Below are 11,782 nucleotides of genomic sequence, written 5' to 3' on the forward strand. Positions count from 1 at the left end.
CCAAGTCGCAAATCTATCCCGTCAGCAGAAGGTGATCGCCAGACAACGCTTACGCCCGATCAGGCGTCGGGGTGGCGGGCGTCGTCCAGTGCAGACCCCTGCCCGGTCGCGCGGGCATGGGCGGCCATGGCCTCGTAATCGGTAATGCTCTCCTCCAGCGGGGCGGAGTTCTGGCGGTGATAGATGCTGGTCAACTGGGCGGGCTCGGCCTCGGCGCGGATGAAATCCAGCATCCCGGCCTGTCTGGCGGGATCGTTCAGCTCTCGGTAGTCGAGGGCCATGTTGCGGCGGGGATGCTGCGCTTTCAGGTCTCGATAACGCTGGCGCAGCTGGGCGTCGAGGCGGATGGTCTCATCGAAAAGCTGCGGATCGAAGCGGATCACGGCGTTATCCTCGGGTGCTGCGCCGGGTTCGGTCTTGGTATAGGCGCCGGTCTGGATGGCGCGGGCGAGCGAGAGGTATTTGCGGATCGGGTTGCGGAACAGGAAGATCTTCTGCCAGTGCCGCGAGCGCAGCGTCTGCTTGCCGATGCCGGTCTGGTGGATGCGGTTCAGGAATTCCTTGAAGCCGAAGACCGGGCTGTCGCAATGGGCCATGAGCAGCGCCAGATAGCCCAGCGGATCGGCATCGCGCAGCGCGGTATCGTGGCGGGCGAAGCCGACCTGTTGGCGCAGCCAGGGCGGCAATTCGACGGCGTTGGGCTTGTAGAGCTCTCCCAGGCAGGTGACGTCGGGCGCGCTGCCCAGAAGCGAGGCCAGGTGATAGGAGCCGCTGCGAGGCAGGGTGACGATGAGAAACCGCGCCCGATGGCCGGATGTGCCGAAATCATGCATGGGGGCGGAATGGCCTCAACTGCGAAATCGGTTCCGTGATAGGCCGCGAGGGCCATTGACGCAATCCGCTTGCTGGGTCATGGCAGGCGCCATGCTGCGTATTGACGACATCTCCTATTCCATTGCCGGGCGGCCACTGTTCGAACATGCGTCGGCGGCGATCCCCTATGGCCACAAGGTCGGGCTGGTCGGGCCGAACGGCACCGGCAAGACGACGCTGTTCAAGCTGCTGAGGGGGGAGTTGGCGCTGGATGGCGGTTCCATCGGCCTGCCCGCCCGCGCCCGCATCGGCGGCGTGGCGCAGGAGGCGCCGGGGACCGGGCGCAGCGTGCTCGATACGGTGCTGGACGCGGATCTGGAGCGCGCCGCCCTGCTGGTGGAGGCGGAGAGCGCGACCGATCCGCATCGCATCGCCGAGATCCAGACGCGACTGGCCGATATCGATGCCTGGTCGGCCGAAGCGCGGGCGGCGACGATCCTGCGGGGCCTCGGCTTCTCGACCGAGGACCAGGCGCAACCGACCAGCGATTATTCCGGCGGCTGGCGGATGCGGGTGGCGCTGGCCGGCGTGCTGTTCGCGCAGCCGGACCTGCTGCTGCTGGACGAGCCGACGAACTATCTGGACCTGGAAGGCGCGCTCTGGCTGGAAAGCTATCTGGCGCGCTATCCGCATACGGTCATCGTCATCAGCCATGACCGCGAGTTGTTGAACCGCGCCGTGGGCCATATCCTGCATCTCGAAAACCGCAGGCTGGTGCTTTACACCGGCGGTTACGACAGCTTCGCCCGGACAAGGGCCGAGAAGCGGGCGTTGCAGGCCTCCGAAGCGAAGAAGCAGGAGGCGCGGCGGGCGCATCTGCAGAGCTTCGTGGACCGGTTCCGGGCCAAGGCCTCGAAGGCCAAGCAGGCGCAGGCGCGGGTCAAGATGCTGGAACGCATGGACCCGATCACCGCGCCGGAAGAGGCGAAGTTCCACCGTTTCACCTTCCCCGCGCCCGAGCAGCTTTCGCCGCCGATCATCGCCATGGAGGAGGTCTCGGTCGGGTATGGTTCGCGCGAGGTGCTGCGGCGGCTGAACCTGCGCATAGATCAGGACGACCGCATCGCGCTGCTGGGCCGCAACGGCCAGGGCAAGTCGACGCTGTCGAAGCTGCTGGCCGAGCGGCTGGAGACCATGGAAGGGCGGATCACGCGTTCGGGCAAGCTGCGGGTCGGATATTTCGCCCAGCATCAGGTCGATGAGCTGGAATTGGACGAGACGCCGCTGGATCATGTCCGCCGGCTGCGTCCCGATGAAACCCCGGCCCGGCTGCGCGCGAGGCTGGCGGGTTTCGGGCTGATGGAGGCGCAGGCCGAAACGAAGGTCGGGCAACTCTCTGGCGGGCAGAAGGCGCGGCTGTCGCTGCTCATTGCCACCATCGACGCGCCGCATCTGCTGGTGCTGGACGAACCGACGAACCACCTCGACATCGAAAGCCGCGAGGCTTTGACCGAGGCGCTGAACGATTATACCGGCGCCGTGGTGCTGGTCAGCCATGACATGCACCTTCTGTCACTGGTCGCGGATCGGCTGTGGCTGGTCGATCAGGGCGGGGTGGCGCCCTGGCAGGGCGATCTGGACGATTACCGGGCCATGCTGCTGTCGACGCCCGAGGACCGACCGGCGCGCGCGCCCGCCAAGCCGGCAAGCAAGCGCGCCAGCCGCGACGAGATCCTTGAACTGCGTGCCGAGGCCCGCCGGGCCGAGGAGCGGATCGAGAAGCTGGCCGAGATGCTGGACAAGCTGGGCGTGAAGATGGCCGATCCTAAAATTTATGACGATCCGGCCGAGGTCGAGAAATGGGGCCGCAAACATGCCGAGGCGAGCGAGGCGATGATCCGCGCCGAAAGCCTGTGGATGGAGGCGCTGGAGCGGTTGGAAAGCGCCGAGAACGGCTGAGTCGCAAGCAATCCGTTGCGCGAAGGTCACGTCTGGTTCAAGATGGTTGCAGCACCGGGCCGTGGCGCTTGATTCCCCGCCCCGATTGCCCGATGCCGACCCTCGACGGGCGCAAGCCCACCTTTTCGTTATGAGGTCCGACGCCGATGAAACTCGCCCTGTCCCTGATCGCTGCCCTTGCCTTCGCAACGCCTGCGCTGTCGCAGGATGCTGCTGTTTCCGGGATCGATTCGGTCGAGTTCGATTTCGGCATCGGTGCCATTGCCAAGCCGAAATATGCGGGCGCGGACGATCATGATGTCGGTCCCTGGGTAACGCTGCGCAACCTGCGCGTCGGCACCTATGGCGGGCGTGACAGCGCCAACGGTTTCTCGATCCTGCCGAATTTCGACATCATGGGCCCGCGCGAGGAAGATGACGACGACGCGCTGAAGGGCATGGACGATATCAGCCGCGCCTATGAGGCCGGGGTGAAGCTGGCCTATACCCGCGACGGGCTGTCCACCTATGGCACCGTGCGCAAGGGTTTCGGCGGCCATCACGGCGTCGTCGGCGAATTGGGCGTGAAATACGACTTCGCGACTTCGGACAAATGGTCGTTCCAGGCCGGCGTCGAGGCCGGTTATGGCGACAGCAAGCTGAACGAGACCTATTTCGGCGTCAGCGCCAAGGAAGCGGCCAATACCGAATACGGCGAATACAGGCCCGGCGGCGGCTTCAACACCGCAGCCGCGATTCTGGAAGCGCGTTACCAGCTGACCGAAAAGACCGCCCTTCTGGGCGAGGTCCGTTTCCTTCGCATCGTCGGCGATGCCGCAGACAGCCCGATCGTGCAGGACAAGAACCAGCCGACCCTGCGTCTGGGCATCGTGCGCCGGCTGAACTTCAACTTCTGATCCGGTTCGACCCGCGCGAGGTCAGCCCGCGACCTGCCGCAGCAGCCTTTGGCGGGCGGGCGGGATGGCGGCGATTTCCAGCCCGGTGAAAACATGCAGCGTGCCAAGCTGGTCGTCGACCACGGCATGATCGCTGACCCAGCCGCCCATCAGCAGATAGGTCCGCAAAAGCGGCGGCAGCCCGGCCTGCGCCCGGCGCGGGTCCGGCGTGAAGCGGGCAAGCGCGCGCGCGAAGCGGAAGACCTTCGGCGACTTCACCCGTGGCAGCCAGCAGCGCGGCGCCAGATAGCGCTGCCTGAGAAGCGCGAAAGCGTCCTGATAGCCCTGCGTCTCGGTCCCCATGAAGGAGGAACAGCCAAAGAGAAGCTGCACCCCATGGGCATCGACGTAAGCCGTCATCCAGCCCCAGGCGACGCGCAGGATGTCGGGATCTGAATATTCGGGATGGGTGCAGAAGCGCCCCATCTCGACCATCGGGCCGGCAAATTCCTTCAGCTTGCGCAGGTCGTAATGGCGGGCGGAATAGCTGCGTTCGATCTCGGCACCGCTGGCGAGCGCCAGAAAGCGGAAGGTGGCGACAAGCTGGCCGCTGCGCTGATCCTCGATCAGCACATGGGCGCAGGCGGCGTCGTGGTCGTCGGCATCGAGCGCGGTCTGGTCCGGCGCAGCACCGCGCCGACCGATGAAGGCCAGCCAGCGCAGGCGTTGCGCGGCCTGAAGGTCGGCCCCGGTCTCGGCCAGCCGGGCCCTGTAGCGGCCTGTCTTGCGCATCATCTCGGTCTCTCCGGTGCCACGATCTTGTCACCTGACTGCATATTCCTATCTAGTAACGGTCGTGCAACAGGAGAGTTCAATGCCGAAGCTGGTAAAATCCGACGCGGAATGGCGGGCGCAGCTGAGCGATGCGGAATATTACGTCACCCGGCAGGCCGGGACCGAGCGCCCCTTCTCTCATCAGGGGTTCCCGAAGGGCGAGGGTTATTTCGCCTGCATCTGCTGCGACGCGCCGCTGTTCACCCAGAATGCCAAGTTCGAAAGCCATTGCGGCTGGCCGAGTTTCAGCGCCCCCGGCGGCGAGATCGACGAGCATGTCGATCAGAGCCACGGCATGATGCGCACCGAGGTTCGCTGCCATAACTGCGACGCCCATCTGGGCCATGTCTTCCCCGACGGGCCGCCGCCCACCGGCCTGCGTTACTGCATCAATGGGGTGGCGATCAGATTCGTGCCTGCCGCAGTATAGGCCGGCGCCGATCAGTCGCCGCCGAGCGCGCCGGTGGGATCGAAATTGCCGATATTGCCGAGGACCTGACGAATCGCACTGGTCGAGGTCACGTTGGTCTGGGTCACGCGGCGCGACAGCACCACGATGCGGCCCTGCTCGAAGCCGAAACGCTCGACATTCGAAACCGTGCCATCGGGGGCGAAATGGATGGCGACGACCTCGCGCTCGATCTCTCGCGGGGGCATGGCGCCGTAATGGCGCCAGCGCGAACCGACATAGAACCAGCCCGATCCTTCCAGCAGGCCTTGCGAACCTGGCCTGCCGATCATGCTCTCAAGCTCGAACTGGCTGGTCTGGCCGATCTGGATCAGCGCCAGGTCTTCCTCGGGCGGAATATAGCCGTGATTGCGGTAAATCGGTGCACATCCGGTGACAAAAAGCGTCAGCGCGATAACAAGGCCACGGATCGGTAACATATGAGGTCATTCCCGCCAGATGCGCGGCCCCGGTTGACGCCGCCCGAGAGGCTTAGCAAACTCGGCAGGTTGGCTCAAGAAGATCGCGGGCCACGGCTCTCAATCCATCTGGAAAGGCTCAGTTTGGCAGGACGTCCCATCCCCGAGAGGCTGCGCGTGGCGCATTTGTCGCCCAGCCGCCCGAATGAATTCGATATTGCCCCCGATGCCGGGGCCCGCGCCCGGATCGCTGCCGAGATGGAGCTGCTGGCGCTGCCGGAGATGCGCTTCAGCGGTGCGATTCGCGCCTCCGGCGCCGAGGACTGGGCGCTGTCGGGCAAGCTGGTGGCGCGGGTGGTGCAGCCCTGCGCGATCACGCTCGATCCGGTCGAGACGGCGATTGCCGAGGATGTGACGCTGATCTTCTCGCCCCATGTGACAGCGCCGGACGAGGAAGAGGTCGAGATGGGCGATGACAGCATCGAGCCGCTGGGGGCCTGGATCGAGCTTGGCGATATCGCGCTGGAGGCGCTGTCGCTGGCGCTGCCGAGCCATCCCCTGTCGCCGGGGGCCGAGATGCCCGAGGCGGCCATCGGTGACGATCCGGCCGAGGACGAGGGGCGAAAGCCCTTCGCCGGGCTGGCCGATCTGCTGAAGAAGGGCGATCAGGGCTTGTAGGGCGCCATGCCGGCGCGGGCGAGTTCGTCGGCGCGCTCATTCTCCGGGTGGCCGGCATGGCCCTTGATCCATTCCCAGTTGACCTGGTGGCGCGATTGCGCCGCATCCAGCCGCTGCCAGAGATCGACATTCTTCACCGGCTTGCGGTCGGCGGTCTTCCAGCCGTTGCGCTTCCAGCCGTGAATCCAGTTGGTGACGCCGTTCTTCACATAGGCCGAATCGGTGGTGATGGTGATCGCCGAGGGACGGGTCAGGGTCTCCAGCGCGGAAATCGCCGCCATCAGCTCCATCCGGTTGTTGGTGGTGTCGGGCTCGCCACCTTCCAGCTCGCGCTGCTTGACGATCTTCTCGCCGTCCATGGCGCGCATCAATACACCCCAGCCGCCGGGGCCGGGATTGCCGGAACACGCGCCGTCGGTCCATGCAAACAATTCGCTCATGCCCCGGCTTCTAGACGAAGCCGGGGGGAAGCAAAAGGCGATCAGGCGCGCTCGGTCGCGAGTTTCAGGCCAAGAAGCGCGAAACTGGCGGCGAAGGCACGGCGCATCCAGCCCATCGCGACCTCGCTGGACAGGACACGCTGGCGCCCGGTGACGGCAAGGGCGACATAGCCCATGAAGACCGCGAAGGTCATCAGGGTGAAGCCCGCGCCCAACTGGATCAGCATCCCCATGCCCGCGCCTGCCGGCATGAATTGCGGAATGAAGGCCATGAAGAACAGGGGCAGCTTGGGGTTCAGGATGTTCAGCAGGATGCCGCGCCGCACCAGTTCCCTGGGCGAGGCGGGCTCGCTCGGGCGCACCGACAGCCCGCCGCGATCCTTCAGCACCGCCCAGGCCATCCACAGCAGATAGGCGACGCCGGCGAATTTGATCGCCTGAAACAGCAGGGCGCTGGAATGCAGCACGGCGGCCAGCCCGGCCATGGCGACGATCATGTGAACCACAGTCGCGATGGTGCAGCCGAGCGCCGCCCAGAAGCCGGCGCGAAACCCGCCGCCGAGCGTGGTCGAGAGCGTATAGACCACGCCGATCCCCGGCGCGAGGCAGACGATGAAAGCGGTCAGAAGGTAATCCCAGCTCATGTGTCCAATCCCTTGTAATCCGGCAGCGCGGCAATCCGCGCGAGCCATGCATTGATGGCCGGAAAACGGCCCATGTCAAACCCGCCACGTTCGCCCGCCGTATGGGTATAGCCGTAAAGGCAGATATCGGCGAGGCTGATGGCGTCGCCGACCAGCCAGTCGCAGGTGGTCAGACGATTCTCCATGATCTGAAGATGGGCATTGCCGCGTTCCAGAAGGTCGGCCATGCGTTCGGGCGTCGCCAGATGCCGGCGCGGCGGATAGAATTGCAGCGCGCCACGCACGGCGATGGTGCCCTCATGCTGGTTCTGTTCCCAGAACATCCAGCCGAGCATTTCCGCCTTCAGGACCGGATCGGCGGGGACAAACCCCGTGCCCTCGCCCAGATAGCACAGAATGGCATTGGATTCGGGCAGCAGCCGGCCATCGTCCAGTTCCAGCACCGGGGCCTTGCCGAAGGGCAGACGGCCCTCGGCCTTGGCGGTCGCAATGGCGGGCGAACTGTCCTCGACATCGACGATCTCGGCTTCGCGGCCAAGAAGCGCCAGCAGCAGCCGGACCTTGTAGGAATTGCCGGAGGACGGCATCGAATAAAGCTTCATCTGAAATCACCCTGCCCCGCCTGTCGGAGTCGGGGCGATCTGGACAGATCAGGCCGGTTCGCGCAAGACCCGGGGGACCTTGAATTCGACATTTTCCTGCGCGGTTTCGACGATCTCGACGGTGACATCGAAGCGGGCGCGGAAGGCGTCGATGACCTCGTTGATCAGCACCTCGGGGGCGCTGGCACCGGCGGTGACGCCGACGGCGCGGATACCCTCCATCGCGCGCCAGTCGATTTCGGCGGCCCGCATGACCAGCTGGCTATAGGCGCAGCCGGCGGCGCGTCCGACCTCGACCAGACGGCGGGAATTGGAACTGTTGGGCGCCCCGATCACCAGCAGCGCGTCGATCATCGGTGCCACCGCCTTGACCGCCGCCTGACGATTGGTGGTGGCGTAACAGATGTCTTCCTTGGCCGGGCCGACGATCGCCGGAAAGCGCGCCTGCAGCGCGGCGACGATGGCCGCCGTATCATCGACCGAGAGCGTGGTCTGGGTGATGAAGGCCAGCCGGTCGGGGTCGCGCGGCGCGATGCCGGCCACGTCCTCGACGGTTTCGACCAGCAGCACCTCGCCTTCCGGCAACTGGCCCATGGTGCCCAGAACCTCGGGGTGGCCGGCATGGCCGATCATGACCATCTGCAGGCCTTCGGCATGGTGACGCTCGGCCTCGACATGGACCTTGCTGACAAGGGGACAGGTGGCATCGACGAAGATCATCTCTCGCCGTCGGGCCTCGGCCGGGACGGCTTTCGGCACGCCATGCGCCGAGAAGATCACCGGGCGGTCGTCGGGGCATTCGTCCAGTTCCTCGACGAAGACGGCGCCCTGATCGCGCAGGCTGTCGACGACGAATTTGTTATGCACGATCTCGTGCCGGACATAGACCGGCGCGCCCCATTTCTGCAGCGCCATTTCGACGATCTTGATGGCGCGGTCGACGCCAGCGCAGAAGCCGCGCGGGGCGGCGAGGTAAAGCGTCAGGGGGGGCTTGGCCTGTTCCATGATCCGCAGGTAACGCGCTTGTGCAGGAAAATCCAGTGGAGCCGGGCTAGGCTCGGGAGGTTCTTTTGACAGCCAAGCCCGCCCAGCCCCATCGGGGCCGGTTCCGGCACGCAGACAAGGAGATTGGATATGAGATTTCTGCTGAACGCTGCTTTTGCCGCCCTGATCGCCGGCGCTTCTTATGCCGCGCCCTGGCCGCAGGGCAAGGCCAATACGGATTTCCCGCCCGCCTTTGCCGGGCAGACCCGGGCCGAGGCGATGCAAAGCGGCGTGACCCTGAAAGTCGAGCCGGTGATCAAGGGGCTGGAGCATCCCTGGGCGGTCGCGCTTCTGCCCGATGGCGGCGTGCTGGTGACCGAACGGCCCGGACGGCTGAGATATTACGCCAATGGCCGCGTGAGCGAGGTGAGCGGCATTCCGAGGGTCGATGCAAGGCGGCAGGGCGGGCTGCTGGATGTGGCGATCTCGCCCGATTTCACGGGCAGCCGGGTGATCTTCCTCAGCTATGCCGAGCCGCGCGAGGGCGGCAATGGCACCGCCGTCGCGCGCATGGTGCTGGCGCCGGACGGGGCCTCGGTCAGCGATGTGGAGGTGATCTTCCGGCAGATGCCGACCTATGACGGCGGGCTGCATTTCGGCAGCCGGATCGTGCCGGCGCCGGATGGGTCGCTGTTCATCACTCTGGGAGAGCGCTCCGACGTGCCGATCCGCGACACGGCGCAGGATATGGGCCATCACCTCGGCAAGCTGATCCGGATCATGCCGGACGGGAATATCCCTTCGGACAATCCCTTTGTCGGTCGGGACGGTGTGCGCCCCGAGATCTATGCCAGCGGCTTTCGCAATGTGCAGGCGGCCACGCTGGACAAGGCGGGCCAGCTTTGGACCATCGAGCATGGCCCGCTTGGCGGGGACGAGTTGAACCGACCGGAGCGGGGCCGCAATTACGGCTGGCCGGTGATTTCCTATGGCAGGAATTACAATGGCAGCGCGGTGAATGAGGGGATTACCGCGCGCGAGGGGATGGAACAGCCGGTCTATTACTGGGACCCGGTGATCGCGCCTTCGGGGGCGGATTTCTATGAGGGCAGGCTGTTTCCCGGCTGGCAGGGCGATCTGCTGATCGGGGCGATGCGGCCGCCGGGGCTGGTGCGGCTGAAGCTGGACGGCGGCAAGGTCAGCGGTGAAGAACGGCTCGATCCCGGCATCGGACGGATCCGCGATGTGCAGGTGGCCGGTGACGGCACCATCTGGGTGGTCACGGATGAGGCGGATGGCGGGCTTTATCGCCTGTCGCCTGAACGCTGAGCTTCAAGGAGTCTGCTCAGCGGCGACGGGGCGAAAGGTGCCCGCCGGACCTCCCCCTCAACGGTGATCCCGCGCCCCCGGTTCAGGGGCGCAGGGATCGATTCATGTCTCGATCGTCGGCGGCGGCTCGGACGGGTCGCGCTGCGGATGACCGTTCTCGCGCGGGGGTCGCCCGATCACGTCGCGCAGCGCATCGAGTTCGATGAAGTTGTCGGCCTGACGGCGCAGTTCGTCGGCGATCATCGGCGGCTGGCTTCGCGTCGTCGAGACGACCGAGACCCGGACGCCCTCACGCTGCAACGCCTCGACCAGGGGCCGGAAATCGCCGTCGCCGGAAAACAGGACGGCATGATCCATCCGGGGCGCAAGCTCCATCGCGTCGACGGTCAGTTCGATGTCCATATTGCCCTTGATCTTCCGGCGCCCCAGGGCATCGGTGTATTCCTTGGCCGCCTTGGTCACCAGGGAATAGCCGTTATACTGCAACCAATCGACAAGGGGCCGGATCGGCGAGTAATCTTCGTTCTCCAGCAGGGCCGTGTAATAATAGGCGCGGAGGAGTTTTCCACGGCGCTGGAACTCTTGCCGCAACAACTTATAGTCGATGTCGAAGCCCAGGGACTTGGCCGCCGCGTAAAGGTTTGCACCGTCAATGAAGAGTGCGAGGCGATCATCTTTGTAGAACACGTAGACTCCCTAGACATGCCCGCGCAGGCATGCCAACTGATAATTGCAAATGCTGGAAACGATTACCGAAACCAGAATGTCCACCAACTTAGCCCTGATCGCCCTTGGCGCAAACTTGTCTTCTTCGGTAGGTTCTCCTGACCAATCGGTTCGCTTCGCGCTGCAGTTGATTAGCAGGCATCCCGACCTTACGCTAGGGTCAGTTTCCAAAATTTACTATTCGCCGGCTTTTCCGGCTGGCAGCGGGCCCGATTACGCCAATGCCTGCGCCTGTCTGCACACGGCGCTTTCGCCCGAAGCATTGCTGCATGTTCTCCATGAGATCGAGGCCGAACTGGGGCGGCAGCGCGACGGCAGAAGATGGGCGGCGCGTGGGATCGACCTTGACCTTTTGGCCGTGGGGCAACTGGTTCTGCCCGATCACGCGACGCAGGACGCATGGCGCAGCCTGCCGCTGGCCGAACAGATGACCCGCACGCCCGAGCAGTTGATCCTGCCGCATCCGCGGATGCAGGACCGCGCCTTCGTGCTGCTGCCGCTGGCCGAGATCGCGCCGCTCTGGCACCATCCGCGCAGCGGGCAGACGGTGGCAGAGATGCTGGCCGCCCTGCCCGCCGAAGACCGCGCGGCCCTCCGGGTTTCGCTTGACAATCCGCCCGCGACTCACCAAGTAACCGTTTCCGCCCTTTCTGATTCGAACCGATAGGTGATTCATGGCCCGCGTGACCGTCGAAGACTGCGTTGACAAGGTTCCGAACCGCTTCGACCTGGTGATGCTCGCATCGCATCGCGCCCGCGAAATCGCGACCGGCAGCCCGCTGAGCCTCGACCGCGACAATGACAAGAACCCGGTCGTCGCCCTGCGCGAAATCGCCGAGGAAACCCAGCAGGTCGACGACCTGCGCGAGCGGATGATCGAATCCAGCCAGACCCAGATCGAGGTCGACGAGCCGGAGGAAGACGCCATGGCGCTTCTGCTGGGTGCCGAGGTCGACCGTCCGAAGCCCGCCGACGAGGAATCGGAGGAAAGGATGCTGCGGATGATGCTGGAAGCGAACCAGCGCGGCTGA

General features: G+C 65.2%; 15 protein-coding genes. 7 read left to right on the forward strand and 8 right to left on the reverse strand.

Going from position 1 to position 11,782, the window contains the following annotated elements:
• Positions 1 to 59 precede the first annotated feature (59 nt).
• On the reverse strand, positions 60 to 833 hold the full coding sequence (locus Q0330_RS10370) for a hypothetical protein (RefSeq protein ID WP_299478361.1): 774 nt from the start codon (positions 831 to 833) through the stop codon (positions 60 to 62).
• Positions 834 to 924: 91 nt separating this feature from the next.
• Between Q0330_RS10370 and Q0330_RS10375 the strand changes: the two genes are divergently transcribed.
• Together Q0330_RS10375 and Q0330_RS10380 are read left to right on the forward strand one after the other, a co-directional pair.
• Positions 925 to 2,772 (forward strand): ABC-F family ATP-binding cassette domain-containing protein, encoded by a 1,848-nt coding sequence (locus Q0330_RS10375; RefSeq protein WP_299478364.1) that lies wholly within the window; start codon positions 925 to 927, stop codon positions 2,770 to 2,772.
• Between the two features lie 146 nt (positions 2,773 to 2,918).
• Positions 2,919 to 3,668, forward strand: coding sequence for a MipA/OmpV family protein (locus tag Q0330_RS10380; protein WP_299478367.1), 750 nt, complete (start codon positions 2,919 to 2,921; stop codon positions 3,666 to 3,668).
• Between the two features lie 21 nt (positions 3,669 to 3,689).
• Here Q0330_RS10380 and Q0330_RS10385 read toward each other — a convergent pair whose 3' ends face one another.
• Positions 3,690 to 4,442, reverse strand: coding sequence for a GNAT family N-acyltransferase (locus Q0330_RS10385; protein ID WP_299478370.1), 753 nt, complete (start codon positions 4,440 to 4,442; stop codon positions 3,690 to 3,692).
• Positions 4,443 to 4,521: 79 nt separating this feature from the next.
• Here Q0330_RS10385 and msrB point away from each other — a divergent pair, with 79 nt between their 5' ends.
• Positions 4,522 to 4,911 (forward strand): peptide-methionine (R)-S-oxide reductase MsrB, encoded by a 390-nt coding sequence (msrB, locus tag Q0330_RS10390; protein WP_299478374.1) that lies wholly within the window; start codon positions 4,522 to 4,524, stop codon positions 4,909 to 4,911.
• Between the two features lie 11 nt (positions 4,912 to 4,922).
• On the opposite strand, the gene bamE is transcribed toward msrB, so the two are convergent.
• A complete protein-coding gene (gene bamE / locus Q0330_RS10395; protein ID WP_299478377.1) occupies positions 4,923 to 5,369 on the reverse strand; it encodes an outer membrane protein assembly factor BamE in 447 nt (148 codons plus the stop codon).
• A 123-nt stretch (positions 5,370 to 5,492) separates the two neighbouring features.
• On the opposite strand from bamE, the gene Q0330_RS10400 reads away from it, so the two are divergent.
• Positions 5,493 to 6,026: a DUF177 domain-containing protein gene (locus Q0330_RS10400; RefSeq protein WP_299478380.1), complete on the forward strand. Its 534-nt coding sequence runs from the start codon at positions 5,493 to 5,495 to the stop codon at positions 6,024 to 6,026.
• Here the strand turns inward: Q0330_RS10400 and rnhA are convergent.
• The 4 genes from rnhA to ispH are packed head-to-tail and all read right to left on the reverse strand — an operon-like array spanning position 6,014 to position 8,717.
• Positions 6,014 to 6,466, reverse strand: coding sequence for a ribonuclease HI (rnhA, locus tag Q0330_RS10405; RefSeq protein WP_299478383.1), 453 nt, complete (start codon positions 6,464 to 6,466; stop codon positions 6,014 to 6,016). The genes Q0330_RS10400 and rnhA overlap by 13 nt on opposite strands.
• A gap of 41 nt (positions 6,467 to 6,507) precedes the next feature.
• Positions 6,508 to 7,110 carry a LysE family translocator gene (locus tag Q0330_RS10410; protein WP_299478386.1) on the reverse strand — a complete coding sequence of 201 codons (603 nt, stop codon included), beginning with the start codon at positions 7,108 to 7,110 and terminating at the stop codon, positions 6,508 to 6,510.
• Positions 7,107 to 7,712 (reverse strand): glutathione S-transferase family protein, encoded by a 606-nt coding sequence (locus tag Q0330_RS10415; protein ID WP_299478390.1) that lies wholly within the window; start codon positions 7,710 to 7,712, stop codon positions 7,107 to 7,109. The genes Q0330_RS10410 and Q0330_RS10415 overlap by 4 nt, the downstream gene beginning before the upstream one ends.
• A 48-nt stretch (positions 7,713 to 7,760) precedes the next feature.
• Positions 7,761 to 8,717, reverse strand: a complete 957-nt coding sequence (gene ispH / locus Q0330_RS10420; RefSeq protein WP_299478393.1) for a 4-hydroxy-3-methylbut-2-enyl diphosphate reductase — start codon at positions 8,715 to 8,717, stop codon at positions 7,761 to 7,763.
• Positions 8,718 to 8,846: 129 nt separating this feature from the next.
• Between ispH and Q0330_RS10425 the strand changes: the two genes are divergently transcribed.
• Complete coding sequence (locus tag Q0330_RS10425; RefSeq protein WP_299478396.1) at positions 8,847 to 10,025, forward strand: PQQ-dependent sugar dehydrogenase; 1,179 nt, start codon at positions 8,847 to 8,849, stop codon at positions 10,023 to 10,025.
• Positions 10,026 to 10,127: 102 nt separating this feature from the next.
• On the opposite strand, the gene Q0330_RS10430 is transcribed toward Q0330_RS10425, so the two are convergent.
• A complete protein-coding gene (locus Q0330_RS10430) occupies positions 10,128 to 10,712 on the reverse strand; it encodes an NYN domain-containing protein (protein WP_299478399.1) in 585 nt (194 codons plus the stop codon).
• Between the two features lie 49 nt (positions 10,713 to 10,761).
• Between Q0330_RS10430 and folK the strand changes: the two genes are divergently transcribed.
• Positions 10,762 to 11,418: a 2-amino-4-hydroxy-6-hydroxymethyldihydropteridine diphosphokinase gene (gene folK, locus Q0330_RS10435; RefSeq protein ID WP_366518326.1), complete on the forward strand. Its 657-nt coding sequence runs from the start codon at positions 10,762 to 10,764 to the stop codon at positions 11,416 to 11,418.
• Between the two features lie 7 nt (positions 11,419 to 11,425).
• Positions 11,426 to 11,782: a DNA-directed RNA polymerase subunit omega gene (rpoZ, locus tag Q0330_RS10440; RefSeq protein WP_299478402.1), complete on the forward strand. Its 357-nt coding sequence runs from the start codon at positions 11,426 to 11,428 to the stop codon at positions 11,780 to 11,782.

The organism is uncultured Paracoccus sp., from assembly GCF_937873615.1.
Lineage (GTDB): Bacteria > Pseudomonadota > Alphaproteobacteria > Rhodobacterales > Rhodobacteraceae > Paracoccus.

Coding starts and splice junctions, on each gene's coding strand:
- Q0330_RS10370 (WP_299478361.1), bottom strand. CDS start 833: ATGCATGATTTCGGCACATCCGGCCATCGGGCGCGGTTTCTCATCGTC.
- Q0330_RS10375 (WP_299478364.1), top strand. CDS start 925: ATGCTGCGTATTGACGACATCTCCTATTCCATTGCCGGGCGGCCACTG.
- Q0330_RS10380 (WP_299478367.1), top strand. CDS start 2,919: ATGAAACTCGCCCTGTCCCTGATCGCTGCCCTTGCCTTCGCAACGCCT.
- Q0330_RS10385 (WP_299478370.1), bottom strand. CDS start 4,442: ATGATGCGCAAGACAGGCCGCTACAGGGCCCGGCTGGCCGAGACCGGG.
- msrB (WP_299478374.1), top strand. CDS start 4,522: ATGCCGAAGCTGGTAAAATCCGACGCGGAATGGCGGGCGCAGCTGAGC.
- bamE (WP_299478377.1), bottom strand. CDS start 5,369: ATGTTACCGATCCGTGGCCTTGTTATCGCGCTGACGCTTTTTGTCACC.
- rnhA (WP_299478383.1), bottom strand. CDS start 6,466: ATGAGCGAATTGTTTGCATGGACCGACGGCGCGTGTTCCGGCAATCCC.
- Q0330_RS10410 (WP_299478386.1), bottom strand. CDS start 7,110: ATGAGCTGGGATTACCTTCTGACCGCTTTCATCGTCTGCCTCGCGCCG.
- Q0330_RS10415 (WP_299478390.1), bottom strand. CDS start 7,712: ATGAAGCTTTATTCGATGCCGTCCTCCGGCAATTCCTACAAGGTCCGG.
- ispH (WP_299478393.1), bottom strand. CDS start 8,717: ATGGAACAGGCCAAGCCCCCCCTGACGCTTTACCTCGCCGCCCCGCGC.
- Q0330_RS10425 (WP_299478396.1), top strand. CDS start 8,847: ATGAGATTTCTGCTGAACGCTGCTTTTGCCGCCCTGATCGCCGGCGCT.
- folK (WP_366518326.1), top strand. CDS start 10,762: ATGCTGGAAACGATTACCGAAACCAGAATGTCCACCAACTTAGCCCTG.
- rpoZ (WP_299478402.1), top strand. CDS start 11,426: ATGGCCCGCGTGACCGTCGAAGACTGCGTTGACAAGGTTCCGAACCGC.